Origin of the sequence: Kribbella capetownensis (assembly GCF_004331485.1) — a bacterium.
GTDB classification, from domain to species: domain Bacteria; phylum Actinomycetota; class Actinomycetes; order Propionibacteriales; family Kribbellaceae; genus Kribbella; species Kribbella capetownensis.
Genome location: NZ_SJKD01000008.1, coordinates 355,401 through 373,397 on the forward strand (window position 1 = coordinate 355,401; position 17,997 = coordinate 373,397).

General features: G+C 68.7%; 14 protein-coding genes. 5 read left to right on the top strand and 9 right to left on the bottom strand.

The features are described 5' to 3' along the window. The first annotated feature begins 233 nt into the window (after positions 1-233). A complete protein-coding gene (locus E0H75_RS32460) occupies positions 234-704 on the top strand; it encodes a cupin domain-containing protein (protein ID WP_131517512.1) in 471 nt (156 codons plus the stop codon). Here E0H75_RS32460 and E0H75_RS32465 read toward each other — a convergent pair. From E0H75_RS32465 to E0H75_RS32475, 3 genes are read right to left on the bottom strand one after another with little or no spacing between them, the layout of a single operon-like run. After that, on the bottom strand, positions 692-1,966 hold the full coding sequence (locus tag E0H75_RS32465; protein ID WP_131517513.1) for a glycosyltransferase: 1,275 nt from the start codon (positions 1,964-1,966) through the stop codon (positions 692-694). The genes E0H75_RS32460 and E0H75_RS32465 overlap by 13 nt on opposite strands. 40 nt (positions 1,967-2,006) lie before the next feature. Then, positions 2,007-2,984, bottom strand: coding sequence for a helix-turn-helix domain-containing protein (locus E0H75_RS32470; protein WP_131517514.1), 978 nt, complete (start codon positions 2,982-2,984; stop codon positions 2,007-2,009). Between the two features lie 59 nt (positions 2,985-3,043). Beyond that, positions 3,044-4,882, bottom strand: coding sequence for a bifunctional metallophosphatase/5'-nucleotidase (locus E0H75_RS32475; RefSeq protein WP_131517515.1), 1,839 nt, complete (start codon positions 4,880-4,882; stop codon positions 3,044-3,046). Positions 4,883-5,015: 133 nt separating this feature from the next. Between E0H75_RS32475 and E0H75_RS32480 the strand changes: the two genes are divergently transcribed. After that, positions 5,016-5,810 (top strand): polysaccharide deacetylase family protein, encoded by a 795-nt coding sequence (locus E0H75_RS32480; RefSeq protein ID WP_202873286.1) that lies wholly within the window; start codon positions 5,016-5,018, stop codon positions 5,808-5,810. Here E0H75_RS32480 and E0H75_RS32485 read toward each other — a convergent pair. Together E0H75_RS32485 and E0H75_RS32490 are read right to left on the bottom strand one after the other, a co-directional pair. Continuing rightward, the gene (locus E0H75_RS32485) at positions 5,807-6,442 is read right to left on the bottom strand and encodes an SdpI family protein (protein ID WP_131517516.1); all 636 of its coding nucleotides are present in this window, start codon (positions 6,440-6,442) and stop codon (positions 5,807-5,809) included. The two genes, E0H75_RS32480 and E0H75_RS32485, sit on opposite strands and share 4 nt — an antisense overlap. A gap of 43 nt (positions 6,443-6,485) precedes the next feature. Then, positions 6,486-7,679 (bottom strand): homogentisate 1,2-dioxygenase, encoded by a 1,194-nt coding sequence (locus tag E0H75_RS32490; RefSeq protein ID WP_131517517.1) that lies wholly within the window; start codon positions 7,677-7,679, stop codon positions 6,486-6,488. A gap of 72 nt (positions 7,680-7,751) precedes the next feature. Between E0H75_RS32490 and E0H75_RS32495 the strand changes: the two genes are divergently transcribed. The 3 genes from E0H75_RS32495 (at position 7,752) to E0H75_RS32505 (ending at position 13,616) form a co-directional block, all read left to right on the top strand. Next, positions 7,752-8,606 carry a hypothetical protein gene (locus E0H75_RS32495; protein WP_131517518.1) on the top strand — a complete coding sequence of 285 codons (855 nt, stop codon included), beginning with the start codon at positions 7,752-7,754 and terminating at the stop codon, positions 8,604-8,606. Further along, positions 8,603-9,802, top strand: a complete 1,200-nt coding sequence (fahA, locus tag E0H75_RS32500) for a fumarylacetoacetase (RefSeq protein ID WP_131517519.1) — start codon at positions 8,603-8,605, stop codon at positions 9,800-9,802. The genes E0H75_RS32495 and fahA overlap by 4 nt, the downstream gene beginning before the upstream one ends. Before the next feature lie 61 nt (positions 9,803-9,863). Then, complete coding sequence (locus tag E0H75_RS32505) at positions 9,864-13,616, top strand: endo-alpha-N-acetylgalactosaminidase family protein (RefSeq protein ID WP_131517520.1); 3,753 nt, start codon at positions 9,864-9,866, stop codon at positions 13,614-13,616. A 219-nt stretch (positions 13,617-13,835) separates the two neighbouring features. Here E0H75_RS32505 and E0H75_RS32510 read toward each other — a convergent pair whose 3' ends face one another. From E0H75_RS32510 to E0H75_RS32525, 4 genes are all read right to left on the bottom strand, one after another. Beyond that, positions 13,836-15,077: a HAMP domain-containing sensor histidine kinase gene (locus E0H75_RS32510; RefSeq protein WP_131517521.1), complete on the bottom strand. Its 1,242-nt coding sequence runs from the start codon at positions 15,075-15,077 to the stop codon at positions 13,836-13,838. Between the two features lies 1 nt (position 15,078). Then, entirely contained in the window at positions 15,079-15,777 is a 699-nt protein-coding gene (gene cseB / locus E0H75_RS32515) for a two-component system response regulator CseB (RefSeq protein ID WP_131361756.1), read from the bottom strand. A gap of 15 nt (positions 15,778-15,792) precedes the next feature. Next, complete coding sequence (locus E0H75_RS32520; RefSeq protein WP_238163388.1) at positions 15,793-16,422, bottom strand: hypothetical protein; 630 nt, start codon at positions 16,420-16,422, stop codon at positions 15,793-15,795. 179 nt (positions 16,423-16,601) lie between these two features. Beyond that, a complete protein-coding gene (locus tag E0H75_RS32525) occupies positions 16,602-17,978 on the bottom strand; it encodes an FAD-binding oxidoreductase (protein WP_131517522.1) in 1,377 nt (458 codons plus the stop codon). Positions 17,979-17,997 lie beyond the last annotated feature (19 nt).

A 17,997-nucleotide genomic window follows, 5' to 3' on the forward strand; every position in this document is an offset into this window, starting at 1 on the left:
TGGCGAGTCGGCCCTGCCCTGACCCCGGACGGGCCGTCGTCTGCAGTTGCGTCATACCCGGTCTCTGTCCGGCCGGGGCGTGGACTTACAGGTGCAGTCCAGAATCTCTCACGTGTGGTCCGGCAGCGCACCGGAATTGACACCGCGCGCACAGTCGGCCGCCGCTCGTTGACCGGCCGGGGTACGGCGCACCTACGGTCGCGGAAGACACCGCAGCGAGAGAGGCAGGACGGATGACCGACATCGGTGAGCGCAGCTACGTGCTCGGGCAAGGGCTCCGGGCAACCATTCTCACCACCGGAGAGGAGACGGGCGGGAGGCACGATCTCAGCAACACCTGGCAGCCGGCCGGCGAGATGACGCCGCTGCACCTGCACACCCGGTACGAGGAGCGGTTGTGGGTGGTGTCGGGTGGCCTGAGCGTGTGGGCGGGTGACGACTTCGTCGAGCTCCGGTCGGGTGACTTCCTCCGGATCCCGATGAACGTCCCGCACGCGATCCGTAGTGGACCGATGGGCTGCCACGCCCTCCACATCTCCACGCCGGCCGGATTCGCCGAGCTGATCGCGCGCTCCGCCACTCCGGCCCGCCTCGCGACGCCCGACACCGAGATGGACCTGGACCTGTTCATGGCTGTCACCACCGAGCTCGGTGACGTCGTCCTCGGTCCACCCGGCACCCTCCCCACCGATCAGCCCGCATGATCGCCGGACAGCTCCTGCTCGACGACGTCGGCTGCTTGTTCGGGGCCATTCTCGGTTCGCAGGAGATCGCCGTACGCACGGGATCTGGCGGCGTACGTCGGATCGAGAACCTGGGTGAGGCAACTGGCCAGGCGGGAGCGATTCAGCGAACGGAAGGGGAGGCTCACGCCGAGGCCCAGGCTGCTCAAACGCCAACCCCAGAAGGGCTGGTCGAGGAAGACGCTGACGACGACCGACGGAATGCCCGCGCGCGTCACGGCGGCGGTGGTACCCGAGCCGCCGTGGTGGACCGCCGCCACACATCGCGGGAGAATCTCGTCATGGTTCAGGTCCGACCCGGTGAGGAACACGTGATCCGGCAGCTCAGCGGAATCGACGCCGTAGTCGGTCCATCCAGCAGCAACTAAGCCTCGTACGCCGAGTTGCTCGGAGATCGCCATGATGTCGTCCAGCAACTGCCGCGGCTTCGGCACCGGCATGCTGCCGAAGCCGAAGTACACCGGAGGTTCGCCAGCGGCCAGCCACCCGCGCAGGTCGGCAGGCAGCTCCGCCTCGCCCAGCGCCGATCGCAGGGTTCCCGAGGCGAGCGCAGGTCCGACCAGATGTTGCCCTGGGCCCCAATCGGATGGACGTGGGACCAATCTGGGACTGTAGGCGTGCAGAGCCGGCAGCTCTCCGATCCGTAGCCGCCGGTCGATCGGCGCGACGCCCAACTGCCGGCAGAGCCTGTCGATGCTCGGTTTGGTCTGCCGCCAGAGCAGGTTGTCGAACGCCGCGAAGGTGAGACGGTTCACCCGGCCGACGCGGAAGTCGCGCACCGGACCGGCCAGACTGGCCCACTCCGCGGTCGGCGTCATCGGCGCGCACAACAGGCTGGCCGCCGGCCGCCCCGTCACCTCGTGCAGGGCGGCACCACGCAACGCCATCCCGAGGGTCGACAGCATCAGATCGGCGCCGTGCGCCACCTCGACGGCAGCGTTGGCGATGGACGCGTCGGCCCTGCGCTCGTCGGCGGTGACCCGTCGTACCAGCGTGGAGATCTTGCCGTGGGCAAGGATCTCGCGGGCCTCCTCGGAGTTCAGGAACCGACCGACGTCGAGGTCGGTCGACGTCACCGCCAGTCCTGAGCGGGCCGCCCACTCAGCCAGGTCGGCGTTCACGCACAGCTGGACCGAGTGGCCGCGGTCGCGCAGCACCGATCCGATCGCCAGAGCGGGCTGGATGTCTCCGCGGGTGCCGTGGGCAAGCATTGCGATCTTCATGCGCCCAGCGTCGGCGCATCCGGGCCGGGCGGTCGTTGCCCTACAGTGCCAGGCGATTGCCGTCCCACGCACCGTGGACGGTGCGATACTCGGCCGGCGGCAGCCCGAACTGCAGCTTGAAGACCCGGTTGAAGTGGGCCGGACTGGTCAGCCCCCAGCGCGCGCCGATCGCCGCGACGGGCCGGTCCTGCAGGCTGGGATCGAGCAGGTCGCGCCGGCACCGGTCCAGCCGCCGCGACCGGATCAGCGCGGCGACGCTCTCACCGGTCGGCTCGAACAACCGGTGCAGGTAGCGCAGCGAGATGTGGTGGGCGGCGGCGACCGCGGCCGGCGTGAGAGCCGTGTCCGCCAGATGGCTCTCAATGAAGCCACGGCATCGATGCAGGAGGGCACGCGTGCGGGTCTCGACAGGCAGTGTGCGCTCTTGGTCCAGCCGGGCTGCCAGGCCGACGTTCACCAGGTCGAGAATGGCGGTGCCGATCCGCGCTCCGCTTGCGCCATCGTCGGCGTCGAGGTGCTCCGGCAGCTGCCGGACCAGGCCGGAGACCAGCGCCGCCGTACCGTCCGAGCCTGGGATGCCGACGCCGGTCAGGTCCGCCACCCGGTGTTCCGGCAGCGGGCTCAGGGCCTTGGGATAGGAGAGCATGACCGCCCGGCGCTCGGAGTACGCGCAGTGCAGCGGCCGGGAGAGATCGCAGATCCCGATGTCCCCCGGGGCGAAGCGGGCAACACGACCGTCCTGCTCACTGACCGTGAGGCCCTCGGCCTGCACGAACAACGCGTAGCGCCCGGGGTCCTCCCTGCGCGCGTGCGCCGCGGTCCGGGTCGCCTCGCCCGGGCCGGATCGGGACACGGCCACCTGGAGCGGACCGACCGTCCCGATCAACAGCTCGTCCCGGTCGTCCGGTCCGTCGTCCAGCCGCAGATCCAGCCCGCCGAGACACCCGGCCACGACCTCGTTCCAGTACGCCGCCCGCGTCGCCCTGGGCTCGGCGACCGCCCTCAGCAGAGTCCGCATCCCCGCAGTTTGTGCACACGGACGGCGTACCTGCAACCGTGTTCCCCGAAAACCGGACGTCAGGCGGTGACCACGATCGGGGCGCCGTTCGAGGTCAGCGACCAGTCGGTGGTGTGGAAGGTGGCGGGGTCGACGGTGCCGGTCGAGGTCACGTAGTCGATCATCAGCTGGCGGATCTCGACCTGGCGGTTGTAGACGACCGGCGCGGTCGAGACGTGCGGGAAGTTGCCGCCACCGGACTGCCGGTAGTTGTTGACCGCGACAACGAACTGCTGATCGGCGGCCACCGCGGTCCCGTCGTACGCGAGGTCGGTGATCCGGGAACCGACCGGCTTCGCGATGTCGATCTTGTACGTGAGCGGCTTCGTCAGGCCGCCCATCACGTCGTAGTTGTAGTCCGGCGTCCCGCCCGGCGCGGTCGGGGTCGGCGCGTTGGTGACCTGGTCGGACGGGAACGGCCCGGCGCCGGTCACCTGCTTGAAGTACTGCGCGGAGAACTCGAGGTAGGCCTGGATCTGCGCACCGGTCATCGTCACCGCGAGGAGCGTGTTGTCGAAGATGTAGAGCCCGGCCAGGTCCCGCACCGACACGTCACCGGCCGGGATGGCTGCTTCCCGGTTGAACGGTGCCGCGATGGCCAGCACCGGCAGGTCGGCCTGCGGCGTACCGACGAGCGCCTTCGACACCGCGTCGGCCTGGATGAAGTTCACGAAATCGAGCGCGGCGGTGTCCTCCCACGGCGCGGTCGCCGCGGACATCGCCGCCGTGCAGGTGCCGATCTTCGAGTTGACGTACTCGATGACCTTGTCGTGGTCCTTCTGCAGTACGGCGACCACCTCCGGGTCGGCGTCGACGGTGTTGGCGTTCAGCACCTGGCTGTGCCGGCCGACGACCTTCCAGCGGCCGCGCACCTTCTGCAGGTCCAGGTCGAACAGCGACAGTCGCATGCCCCACTTGAGCGGCTCGCTCAGCACGACCTGCTCGCCGGTCGTCTTGTTGGTCACCAGCCGCTCGGGGATCTCCAGATGCGCGTGGCCGACCAGTACGGCGTCGATGCCCGGGACCGTCTCGGCCATCAGGGCCGACGCGTTCTCCGGCACCGGCAGGGCGTCGCCGTACGACGAGGACAGGTCCATGCCGGAGTGCGCGGACACGATCACCACGTCGGCGCCGGCCTTGCGGACGCGCGGCACCCAGATCTTCGCCAGCTCGACGATGCCGCCGAACTTGACCTTGTTCTCGACGTTCGCCTTGTCCCAGATCGCGATGCCCGGGTTCGTCAGGCCGAGGATGCCGACAGTGATCGGCTTCTCGCCCGGCACGTGCACCCGCTTGAGCGCGTACGGCGGGAACACCGGCAGCCCCGTGGACCAGTCCTGGGCGTTCGCGCCGAGCAGCGGGAAGCTCAGTTGCCGCTGGAACTTGCGCAGGATGTCGAGGCCGTAGTTGAACTCGTGATTGCCCAGCGCGGCGGCGTCGTACCCGATCTCGTTCATCGCGGCGGCCATCGGGTGGGTGTGCCCGCCGGTGATGGGCTCGATCTTGGCGAAGTAGTACGCCAGCGGAGTGCCCTGGATGGTGTCGCCGGCGTCCAGCAGCAGCGGGCGCGGCGCCCGGCGCTCGGCGGCGACCCGGTCCCGGACCGCGGTGACCAGGGTGGAGATCTTGGCCAGGCCGATGTCGTTGTGCGCGGCGTCGTCGTACTCGGCGTTCTTGAAATAGTCCCAGTTGAAGACGTTGCCGTGCAGGTCGGTGGTGCCCATCACGGTCAGCCGGACCGTCTTGGGATCGTGACCCGCGTACGCCGGTACCGCCTGGAACCCGGCCGCCGCCAGCGCCGCGGCGCCTCCGATCACCGTTCGCCTCGTCATCGTCGTCCGCTCGCCGCTGTCCGTCATCGTCCGCCTCACCTGTCGCCGTGTCTGCTGGCAGTCTCGCCGTCGCCGGGGTCTCCGGCCCGGGGCACACGATACGGCGACACGCCGCGACCCGATTTCGGGCTGAACCTGACGGCACGAGAAGATGCCGGACATGACCAAGCCGCCCGGCAAGCTCCTGCCGTTGGTCGCCGCCCTCCTCTGCGGTGCCGTCCTCGCCCAAGCCGCCAAACCGTCCGACCAATCGGTGACCAGTGCCGCGCCTGCCGTCCAGACGGCCGCGCACGCACCGCTGAACGTCCCGGTCAAGGCGCGGCCGACGCCTCCGCCGAGCCAGCCCGGGCCGAAGAAGCACCAGTCGCGGGAGCAGCAGCGGACCACGGCTCCGGCGGACGACTGGAACCTGACCGGTCACGGCAAGGTGCTCTACCTGACCTTCGACGACGGCCCGCAGCCCGAGTGGACGCCGAAGGTCCTGCAGGTACTGCGCAAGCACAACGCGAAGGCGACCTTCTTCGTGCTCGGCATCCAGGTCGCGCAGTTTCCCGAGCTGGTCACGCTCGAACGCGCGGCCGGTCACCACGTCGGCAACCACACCTGGGACCACAAGACCCTGACCCTGCTGCCGGACGCGAAGATGCGGCAGGAGATCACGTCCGGGGTGAAGTCGAAGTGCCTGCGCCCGCCGACCGGCGCGACGAACGCCAAGATCGAGGCGACCGCGGCGGCGGTGCACCAGCGCCAGGTGCTGTGGGACGTCGACACCAAGGACTGGACCAAGCCAGGCGTCGCAAAGATCGAGCACGCACTGCTGGCCGGTGCGCGGCCGGGCGCCGTCATCCTCATGCACGACGGCGGCGGCAACCGCTCCGAAACCGTCGCCGCCCTGGACCAGGCGCTGACCAAACTCACCAAGCAGGGCTACACCTACCGCTCCCTGCCCTGCTAGTTGGAGCGGTTGACTCTGGTGGTGCCGCCGGAGAAGTGCTGGAGGGCCTGGTCGATGACGTGGACCGGCTGATCGAGGGCCTTGACCAGGAACAGGCCGGTCGGTCGGAGCAGCGGGTTCGGTTTGACCACGGTCCGCACTGACGGCTGGTCCAGCCCGCGGACGCCGGCTGTGGTGGCGCCCACGCCCGGCGCCAGGTCGAGCTCGAGCGTGTACTGCCCGAACAGTTTCTCCTGACGGAAGCCGCGCACCGTCGCCCACGGCAGGACGACCGGGTACGACGCTCCTTCGCAGGCCAGCTCGAGCGCGCGCGGAGTCATCCGCATCGCGATCGGCTGCACGTCGTTGGCGGCGTACCAGCGTTGCCGTTCGGCGATCAGCCGGAGCGCGAGGACCGTGCTCAGCACCAGCGGGATCATGGCCACGATCAACAGCAGCGCGAACGGCCACAGCCCCGATCCACGGAAGGCGATCAGCGCGACCAGCGCGGCAAGGATGCCGACGGCACCGATCGCCAGCGTCACCCAGGCACCGCGGCGCTGCACCTTCCGGACCAGCGCACGCCGTTCCCGCACCGCCTCCCGATCGATGCCGACGACGAAGGCCTGCGCATCCTCCCGGTGCTCGCTCATGCCCCAACACTCCCATCCCGGCGGGCCGCCGCCGACACGGGTCTCAGGACTTACGCCGGCCGGCCCAGCTCCACGCGTAGACGCCGTCGTCCACGGCCGTACCGCCCTCGCCCAGCTCGAGCGGACGGAAGGTGTCGACCATCACCGCGAGCTCCTCGAACCGCTCCGCGCCGAGCGACGCCTCGATCGCGGACGGCTGCGGCCCGTGGGCGTACCCGCCAGGGTGCAGCGAGATCGAGCCGAGGCCGATCCCCGAACCCTTCCGGGCCTCGTAGTCGCCGCCGCAGTAGAACATCACCTCGTCGGAGTCGACGTTGGAGTGGTAGTACGGCACCGGCACCGACAGCGGGTGGTAGTCGACCTTGCGGGGCACGAAGTTGCAGACCACGAAGTTGTTGCCCTCGAACACCTGGTGCACCGGTGGCGGCTGGTGGATCCGCCCGGTGATCGGCTCGTAGTCGCTCACGTTGAACGTGTACGGGTACAGGCAGCCGTCCCAGCCGACCACGTCGAACGGGTGCGTCGCGTACGTCATCCGGCTGCCGACGATCCCGCCCGGGCCGCTGCCGCGATGCTTCACCAGCACCTCGACATCCGTGTCCTCGACGACGAGCGGCTCGCCCGCCGCGTGCAGATCGCGTTCGCAGTACGGCGAGTGCTCGAGGAACTGCCCGTAGCGGGACAGGTAGCGCTTCGGCGGGGCGATGTGGCTGTTCGCCTCGATGCAGTACGCGTACACACCGTCCGGCCCGGGCAGCCAGCGGTGCGTAGTCGCCCGCGGGATGATCACGTAGTCGCCCTCGACCGCGTTAAGGACGCCGAACACCGTCTCAACGGTGGCCGAGCCCTTCTCGACGTACACACACTCGTCCCCGATGGCGTTGCGGTAGTACGGCGACGGCTGCTCGGCGACGGCGTACGAGATCCGGACGTCACCGTTGCCGAGCACGAGCCGGCGGTCCTCGACGGCGTTCGACTTCGAGGTCTCGGCGAACAGGTCGTGCAGTTTCAGGTGCCGGGGCGTGAGCGGATGGTTCGGGACGGTGGCCAGGTCGGGCAGGTCCCACACCTGCGAGTCCACGATCGCGGACGGTACGCCGGCGTGGTACAGCAGCGACGAGTCAGACGAGAACCCCTCCTCCCCCATCAGCTCCTCGTAGTACAGCCCACCGTCCGGTTTCCGGAACTGCGTGTGCCGTTTCGGCGGAACCTGCCCGACCTGCCGGTAGAACGTCATTTCTCCCGCTCCCGTGTACGTTAATCGAACGCATGCGTCCGCTTACCGAAAGCATCCGTTAGGCTTCGAGCCATGTCAACCGTCCCTGCCCTGTTCCGGCACCTGGTCGACGACGCCGCGATGTTCCCGCCCGGGGACCTGCCGCTGACCGAGGCTGTCGAGGCGCACCGGGCCCACCTCACCGCGCCGTACGCCGATCTGGTCGGGCCCTTCGTGTGCACCGACGACGATTTGATGAAGGTCGCCGCCGAGGCCGCCCGCACCGGCCGCGAGCCGCTGCGGGTCGCGGTGGTGATCACCGGCGGCGCCGGCGGGATCGAGCCCGCGGTCCGGTACGGCGACCGCTCCACCGACGTCGAGGTCACCGCGATCGAGGTCCGGCTGCGCAACGAGGACGACCTGTCCCGGAACGCACTGCGCGTGGTCCGGGCCTGTGACGACTGCCTCGACGAGGAGACGGCGTACGTCGAGATCGGCCTGGACGGAGCGTGGGAGCGCGCTCTCGACGTGGTCGCCGACGCGGGGTACGCGGCCAAGCTGCGTACCGGCGGGCTCGATGCCTCGTTGTTCCCGTCAGAGGGTCAGATCGCGGCGTTCATCACTGCCTGCCTGGATCGCGAGGTCGCGTTCAAGTGCACGGCCGGGTTGCACAATGCGGTCCGGCATACCGCTGCGGACACCGGGTTCGAGCATCACGGCTTCCTGAACGTGCTGCTCGCCACCCGGGCGTCGCTCGACGGAGCCTCGCTGGACGAGGTGGCCGCCGTGCTGGCTTCTCGTGACGGCGATGCGCTGGCCGCCCGGGCACGCGAGATGTCCGAGCAGCAGGCTGCCGGGACCCGCCGGTGGTTCACGTCGTTCGGCTCGTGCAGCATCGAGGAGCCTCGCCACGACCTGACCGCCTTGAGCCTGCTGGAGGGCCTGTGAGCTGGATCGACATCCCCGCGGATTCGCCGTTCGGGCCGGACAACCTGCCGCTCGGCGTGTTCCGGCTCGGCGACGAGGAGCCGCGGGTGGGCGCCGCGATCGGCGACCAGATCATCGATCTCGCGCCGGTCGCGTCCGCGCAGATGCTGGACGGCTCGCAACTGTTCGCGCAGCCGTCGCTGAACGACTTCCTTGCCCTCGGCCGCCCGGCCTGGCGCGCGACCCGCGGCTGGCTGCTCGAACTCGTGCGCAACACCAATGATCGCGACACCGTCGAGCCGCATCTGATCCCGCAGTCGGCGGTGACCATGCAACTGCCGTTCGAGGTCGCGGACTACGTCGACTTCTACGCCTCCGAGCAGCATGCGACCAACCTCGGTCGGCTGTTCCGGCCAGACTCCGAACCGCTGCTGCCGAACTGGAAGCACCTCCCGGTCGGCTATCACGGTCGCGCCGGGACCGTCGTACCGAGCGGGACCGACATCGTCCGGCCGTCGGGCCAACGGAAGGCACCGGACGCGGCCGCGCCGACGTACGGACCGTCGCAGCGGCTCGACATCGAGGTGGAGCTCGGGTACGTCGTCGGGGCGCCCTCTCAACTGGGCCGGCCGGTGTCCGTCGACGAGTTCGAGGAGCACGTGTACGGCGTCGTACTCGTGAACGACTGGTCCGCGCGGGACCTGCAGGCGTGGGAGTACGTACCGCTCGGCCCGTTCCTGGGCAAGTCGTTCGCCACCTCGATCTCGCCGTGGGTGGTGTCGCTGGAGGCCCTCTCGCCGGCCGCCGTCCCGCTTCCGCCGCAGGATCCGCCCGTGCTGCCGTACCTGTCAGGCAACAACCTGAACAACTACGACATCACCTTCCAGGTGTTCCTGAACGGGCATCTGGTGAGCAGCCCGCCGTACCGAGACATCTACTGGTCACCCGCCCAGATGCTCGCCCACCTGACCGTCAACGGAGCCTCCGTCCGCACCGGCGACCTCTACGCCTCCGGCACCATCAGCGGCCCCGACCAAACCCAACGAGGCTCCTTCATAGAACTGACCTGGGGCGGCCGCGACCCCCTGGTCATCGACGGCAAAGAACACACGTTCCTGCAGGACGGCGACCAGGTAACCATCACCGCCACAGCCACCACCCCCACCGGCACACCCCTCGGCCTAGGCGAGGTCACTGGAACGATCATCTCTGGCTAATCCTGTTCATAACTGTTCGTTTCTCTTGACGAACTAGCGGTTGCGTGCGAACTTTCTCCGCATGAAACGTTCAGTGGGGATCTGTGTGCTGGCCGTGACCATGGCCGCCGGTGTCCTGAGCGTGCCCGCGGGCGCGCAGGCCGCCGGCGATCTGACGCTTCGATCGAACGACCTGACGGTCACCGCCGGAGCCGACTTCCCGCGGGTGATCAGGTACGTCGACAACGCCTCCGGCCAAGCCCTCGGCGGCCAACCGGACTCCATCTCGACCGTCACCATCGACGGCGTCGCCCGTACGGCGCACCTCACCGCGCCGCCCGCAGTCGACCGCGGCCGGGCGTCGTACAAGCTCGCCTTCGACGCGCTCCCCGGCGTGGAGCTCGACGCGAGCCTCAGCCTCACCGGCCGCGTGACGACCTTCGCGATCGACGCCATCCGCGACACCGAAGCCTCCCGGGTGCACACGATCGACATCCCGGACCACGACCTCGTCTCCGTCGCGAGCACGGACGCCGGCGCGACCACCGCGTTCACCACCCTCGACCCGGACTCCACCCGCACCGCCGACAGGATCACCCCGATCACCGCCGCCACCCCGGCCGAAGCATCCGCCACCGGAGCGACGTACGCGTTCGTGAACACCAGCGCCCTGGCCGCCGGGATCGAGTCGAACTCCGTCTACGACAAGCCGTCCGGCCAGTCCGTCGACGACGGCGCCCGGTTCTGGCACCGCGCCCGCAAGGCCGCCGACGGCAGCACCCGCGTCGGCGTGTGGAGCGGCCAGTGGACCTACCGCGCCGACACCTCGCCGTACACCGAACCGTTGCCCTGGGCCAAGATCGTGATCACCCCGGACGCGAACAAGGACAAGACCGTCGACTGGCAGGACGGCGCGATCGCGTTCCGCTCGATCATGACCGAGCCGAAGGGCGCCGACCTGGTCAAGGACCGCGTCGTCACGCACATCCCGTTCAACTTCGCCAGCCAGGCGACGCACCCGTTCCTGCGCACCCTGGACGACGTCAAGCGGATCTCGCTGTCCACCGACGGACTCGGCCAGCTGGCCCTGCTGAAGGGGTACGGCGCCGAAGGCCACGACTCGGCCCACCCGGACTACGGCGGCAACTACAACACCCGCGCCGGCGGCCTGACCGACCTGAACAGCCTGCTGAAGAAGGGCAAGGACTGGAACGCGGCGTTCGGCGTCCACGTGAACGCGACCGAGTCCTACCCGGAGGCGAACGCGTTCAACGAGGACCTGGTGGACAAGAGCTCCAAGGGCTGGAACTGGCTGAACCAGAGCTACTACATCAAGCAGCGCCCTGACCTTGCCACCGGCAACATCGTGAAGCGGTTCCAGCAACTGCGCGACGAGACCGACAAGAACCTGCAGGAGCTGTACATCGACGTCTACTACCAGTCCGGCTGGCTCGCCGACGGCCTGACCCGGCAGCTCGCCGACCAGGGCTGGCAGATCGCCACCGAGTGGGCCGACCGGCACGAGCGCACCTCGCTGTGGTCGCACTGGGCCAACGACCTCGACTATGGCGGCCCGACCAACAAGGGGCTGAACTCCCAGATCATCCGGTTCGTCCGCAACGACGAGAAGGATGTCTGGAACAACGACCCGATCCTCGGTCAGGCCAGCCTGGTCGAGTTCGAGGGCTGGACCGGCGAGACCGACTGGAACGCGTTCTACCGCAACATCTGGCAGCAGAACCTGCCTGCCAAGTTCCTCCAGCAGCAGAAGATCACCGACTGGAACAGCAGCGACATCACCTTCACCGGCGGCGTCCGCGGCGCGGTCGCGGACGGCAAGCGGACCGTGTACGTCGGCGACGCCAAGGTGCTCGACGGCGACAAGTACCTGCTCCCCTGGGACGGCAACAAGAAGCTTTACCACTACAACCCAGCCGGCGGCCGCACCACCTGGAAGGTGCCGCCCGCCCTGGACCACGCACCAAACTTCGCCGTCTACAAACTCACCGACACCGGACGCGTGAAGGTCGCCACAGTTCCGGTACGACGGGGAGCCGTCACGCTCGACGCGATCGCGGGCCAGCCGTACGTGCTGTATCCGATCAGCGCACCGGCACCACGCCCGGCGAACTGGGGCGATGGCACGCACCTGAAGGACCCCGGCTTCAACGCCGGCAACCTTGCCGCCTGGAAGGCCACCGGCGGCGCGACGATCGACAGCCTCGAGAACGGCCAGCAGGCCGCGTCCCTCGGCTCCAAGGCGTCGACGCTGAAGCAGCGCATCATCGGCCTCACCCCCGGCCGTACCTACAGCGCGTCGGCCTGGGTCGAGGTCGAACCAGGCAAGTCCCGTCCGACCACCCTGACGGTCGACGGCGTGCGGAACACGATCATTCGGTCCACGGCCCAGAACATGGTCGCCTCGGACGACAAGCATGACGCCTACTACCAACGCGTGCGCGTGGTCTTCGATGCCAGAGGCAACAGTGCCGACCTGGCCATCAGTGCGGTCGCTGGCGCAACCAAGGTCCGGATCGACGACGTCCGAGTGGTCGAGACGAAGCGGTCCGGTGGCGGCTTGGTCGAGGACTTCGAGAACGTCGACCAGGGCTGGGGCCCGTTCGTGAAGGGTGATTCCGGTGGCGTCACCGACCCACGGACCAGCATGGCTCGCAAGCACGCGCCGTACACGCAGGCCGGCTGGAACGGGAAGCTCGTCGACGACGTTCTGGATGGCGACTGGTCGCTCAAGTCACACGAGGAGAACGAGGGCGTCGTCTACCGGACCATTCCTTCGACAGTGAACTCCCAGCCCGGGCACAAGTACAAGGTGAGCTTCGATTACGCCAGCGGCCGCGCCGGTCAGTACGCCTGGGTGCAGGGAGTCGACCGGCCCGACTCGGTCGAGGTCAAGTCGACGCCGATCGGTGAGCAGCGGACCAAGGCGACGTTCAGCCAGGAGTTCGTGGCCGGCTGCGGCGGCGACTACTGGGTCGGCCTGCGCAAGCTGTCCGGCGGTGGCGACCAGGCCGACTTCATCATGGACGACTTTGCCGTCACCGATCTCGGTACGACGTCCGAGCCGGCCGACTGTACGTCGATCGCGGTGTCAGGCGCGACCGGCCTCGTCTCCGGTGAGGCGAACACGGTCGTTACGACCTTCACCAACAACGATGTCGTTGCCGCGAACCACATCACGCTCGGCCTGACCGGGCCGGACGGCTGGACCGTCACTCCGGCCACTCCGGCGACACATGCGACCGTTGCCCCAGGCGCCAGTGTGACAACCAGCTGGGACGTCACTCCGCCGGCTGGGACACCGGAAGGAAAGTACGTGCTGACGGCAACGGGTGGCCGAGCGACGACGACCACCGAGGCAACGGTGTTGCCGCCGGGCATCGTGCCGCAGTCGCGGATCAAGGTGGCGGACGTCAGCAGTGAGGACGTCGGAACAGGTGGAGCAGCCATCGAGGCACTGGACGGAAACCCCAGCACCATCTGGCATTCCGCCTGGTCGGAGGTGCCCACTCCGGCGACGTACCCGCATCACATCACGCTCGACCTCGGAGCGACGTACCAGGTGGACGGGTTCAGCTACCTGCCTCGGCAGAGCGGGACGAACGGGATGTTCAAGGGCTACGAGATCTACGTCAGCACCGACGGACAGACCTGGGGTACGCCGGTCGCTACCGGTGAGTTCCCGAATTCGATCGCCGCCCAGCGGGTGAACTTCACCGCGACGCCCGGACGGTTCGTGAAGTTCGTCGGGACCAGTTCGCTCAACGGCGCGGTGTTCGGATCGGCCGCGGAACTCAACGTCTACGGCACCCGCTGACGGACCCCCGACACAGGAAGCGGGGGCCTTGAACAGGTTATTGCCTGTTCAAGGCCCCCGCTTGTTGTTCATCCCCAGCCGACCTACTTAATGATGCTGACGTTCACCGAGGCGCTGGCCGTCTTCGCGGACACGACGCGGAACTTTCCCCTCGTTTTATTGGGCTTCTTGGGCGAGCCCGACGCAAGAGGAGACGCGATGCCGGCGTGAATAGTTGTGTCAAGACTGCGTCTCAGTCGCAGGGAGGACCAATCGGGCCAGCGCACCGCCACCCGGTGCTGACCCGAAGGTCAGCTCGGCGCCGAGCACCTTCGCGTGACCGGCCGCGATGGTCAGGCCGAGACCGTGCCCGACGCCACGCTCCGCCATCCCGGACCGGAACCGACGCGGGCCCTCGGCAATCAGTTCCTCCGGATAGCCGTTGCCGTGGTCAACCACCTCGACGGTCCGGCCGCTGACCGTGACCTCGACCGGCGGCTGACCGTGCCGCAGCCCGTTGACGATCAGGTTGGCCAGGATCCGCTCGATCCGGCGCGAGTCGGTCGACACCGTCTCGTCCGGTCCGATCTGGTGGACGATCACACTGTCCGGCGCGAGCGCCTGCTGCATCCGCAGGCGACCGACCGCGGAGCCGACGAACGCTCCCAGCCCGACCAACTCCAGGTCCGCCTGCTCCACACCGGAGTCGAACCGGGCGATTTCGAGCAGGTCCTCGACCAGGCGGCGCAGCACCTTCGCCCGGTCCCGGACGAGCTCGCTCGGCCGGCCGGGTGGCAGCAGCTCGGCTGCGGTGGTCAGGCCGGTGACCGGCGTACGCAGATCATGGGCTACATCCGCGGTGAACCGGCGCTCGGCCTCCAGCTGGCCACGCAGCGACGTTGCCATCGTGTCCAGCGCGGTGGCCAGCGACTGCACCTCGTCCTTGCCTTTGCCAACCGTGTCGGCCGCCGACGCGTCCAGATCGCCGGCCGCGATCCGGCGCGCCGTCCCCGCGACCGCGACGATCCGTTTCGACAGGCTGCCGGCCAGGATCACGCTGACCAGGGCGACCAGTGCGACCGTTCCGATCCCGCCGAAGATCAGCGCCTGCTGCAGCGCCTCCATCGAGTCGTCACTGGTGTCGTAGTCCTGCACGATCGAGAGGATCCTGCCGTCCTTGACCCCGACCGCGGCCCACATCTTCGCGTTCGGCGACCCGGTCTTGAAGGTCGCCCGCTTACCCTCCAGCACCGCCTCCCGCAACTGCGGCGGCAGCTCGGGATCGTCCAGCTTGGACCCGAACACCGGGACCTCGTCGTGGTCGTAGCTCTGCGACGCCAGCAGGATCCGCTCGTCCGCGAAGCTGCGGGTCCGGTCCAGCCGGGCCGACTGCGCCTGGGTGTAGACCGCGACGCACAGGACCAGGATCGCCAGCGAGGAGACCAGCAGGAAGATGAGACCGAGCTTGCCGCGCAGTCCCACGTCAGGCCCGCAGCTTGTACCCGAATCCGCGGACCGTCTCGATCCGGTCCGCGCCGATCTTGGTCCGCAACCGCTGCAGGTGGACGTCGACCAGGCGGCCGTCGCCACCCCACTCGTAGTCCCAGACCCGCTGCAGCAGCGTGGACCGACTGAGCACCACACCGGGGTTGTTCGCGAACTCGATCAGGAGCTTGAGCTCGGTCGGCGTGAGCTGGACGGTGCTCCCACCCCGCCGTACCTCGAGCGCCTCCCGGTCCAGCTCCAGGTCGCCGAACGACTCCACGCCGGAGCCGGCCGACGGCGCCGGGCGCTCCGGGTCGGACACCGCCCGCCGCATCACCGCCCGCAGCCGGGCCACCAGCACCTGGGTGTCGAAGGGCTTGGTCACGTAGTCGTCGGCGCCGGCCTCCAGCCCGAGGACGACGTCGAGCGCGTCACCACGAGCGGACACCATCACGATCGGGACCGTGCTGCTCTCCCGGATCCGGCGGCACACCGAGATCCCGTCCAGGCCGGGCAGCATGATGTCGAGCATCACGACGTCCGGATGGATCTTCTCGAAGCGTTCGATCGCCTCCAGGCCGTCCTCGGCCGTGGTCACGTCGTACCCGTGGCGTTCGAGGGTCAGTTGGGTCGCCTCACGGATCACCGCGTCGTCCTCGACCATGAGGATGCGCGCTGCCGGTTCTTCCGGTACCACCGAAGTTCAGTCTCCCTACTGGTCCGTCGAGCTCACCTTGGTCATCTGCCGACCGGCCCAACGGTAAACCTCGACCCGCCGTCCGGACGGGCAGCAGGGCGGGTCGTCGATCGTGAAGATCTCGGACTCGACCACCAAGTCACCCTTCGGGCTGGCCGTGATCGTCGGCTGATCCACCTTCTGGCTCCAGATCGATCGCAGGCCCGAGGGCTCCACGGCGATCACGAAGTAGCCGAAGACGAACATGTCCACGGTGTGGATCAAGACGATCTGCTGGGGCGTACCGCTGTGCATAACATCAACGGTCTTACCCCGGCTGAGGCAACGCTCAATCTTGGTGCAATTCGCGAGCACCTTCCGCGAGTACGCCGGCAGCGCCCTGTCCGCGAGCAGTTTCACCCGGACCTGGCGCAGATCGACGGCCGCGACGGGGGTGCTCCGCGGGGCCGGCCCGGTGGTGCCGAAGGCGAGAGTCGGAGACGGGCTCGGCGGGGGTGGCTCGGCGCCCTCGACCCGCAGGCCGCTGCCGTTCGCGCAGGCGGACAGTGCGGTCAGGGCGACAACGGCCGCGACGGCAGGCAGCACGGTACGGCGGAGTACGCCCGGCAGCGGCGGGGCGGCGCGCCCGATTCGCCACGTGCGCATAGGGCGCCTCCTACCCTGCCTCATCGATTCCCCCGGAGATTCAGTCAACTACCTTCCATAGTGCTGGCCGGACGTCACATTCGACGGCCATGGACGTCGAATGGCCCCACCAGTTCCATTGCGGTTCAGTCACAGCCCCGCCGTTCGCTGCCCCGGCAACCTCTCGCCTGCTCGGCTCCTTACTCGGCGACGACCTTGCCCGGGTTCAGGATGTTCTTCGGGTCCATCGCCTGCTTGATCGCGCGGTGTACGTCGAGCGCGACCGGGCCGATCTCCTCGGCCAGCCAGGTCCGCTTGAGTACGCCGACGCCGTGCTCGCCGGTGATCGTGCCGCCGAGCTGGAGCCCGACCTCCATCACCTTGTCGAACGCCTGCTGCGCCCGCTCGGCCTGGGCCGGATCGGTCTGGTCGAAGACCACCGTCGGGTGCATGTTGCCGTCACCGGCATGCCCGAGAACGCCGATCGTGATGTCGAGGTCCTTCGCGATCTCCTCGCACAGGCCGATGAACTCGGCCAGTCGCGACCGCGGAACGGCGACGTCGTCGATCATCGTCGTACCGAGCTCGTCGAGCGCGATCAGCGCCGCCCGCCGGGCCTCCAGCAGCAGCTCGCCCTCGGCCGGGTCGTCCGCCTCGATGCACTCGATCGCACCATTGTCGCGGCACAGCTTCGCCACCATCGCGATGTCGGCCGCGCCGGCCTCACCGCCCGCGTCGGACTGGGCGATCAGCATCGCCGCGGCCTCTTCCGGCAGGTCCATCCGCTTGTACGCGTTCACCGCGCGGATGGTGGTCTGGTCCATGATCTCCAGCAGGCTGAGCGAAACGCCGCTGCGGATGATCTCGAGGATCGCCTCGCCCGCTGCGGGTCCGGAGTCGAACAGCGCGGCCATGGTCCGCGGCTGGGCCGCCTGCGGACGCAGCGCCAGGGTCGCCTCGGTGATGATGCCGAGCGTCCCCTCGCTGCCGACGATCAGCTTGGCCAGGTCGTACCCGGCCACACCTTTGACCGTCTTCCGACCGGTCCGCAGTACGCGGCCGTCCGCGAGCACGACCTCCAGGCCGAGCACGTAGTCCGTGGTCACGCCGTACTTCACGCAGCACAGGCCGCCCGAGTTGGTGGACAGGTTCCCGCCGATCGAGCAGAACTCCCAGCTGGACGGGTCCGGCGGGTAGAACAGCCCGTGTTCGGCGACCGCGCGGGACAGTACGGCGTTGTATACGCCCGGCTGGGTGACGACGTACCGGTCGATCGGCTCGATCGCCAGCACCTTGTCCATCTTCTCCAGCGAGATCACGATGCAGCCGTCCAGCGCGTTCGCCGCCCCGGACAGCCCGGAGCGAGCGCCCTGCGGCACCACCGGCACCCCGGCCTCGGCCGCGATCTTCACCGCCGCCTGCACATGCGCCGTCTCGCGCGCCAGCACCACGGCCAGCGGCATCCCCGCCGGGCAGAACATCGCCCGGTCGTACCGGTAACTCTCCATCCGATCCGGATCAGTCACCAACGCCTCACGCGGCAACACCTGCGCCAGCAACTCCACCACATCACTCATACCGCGAGCCTAGTAGCAC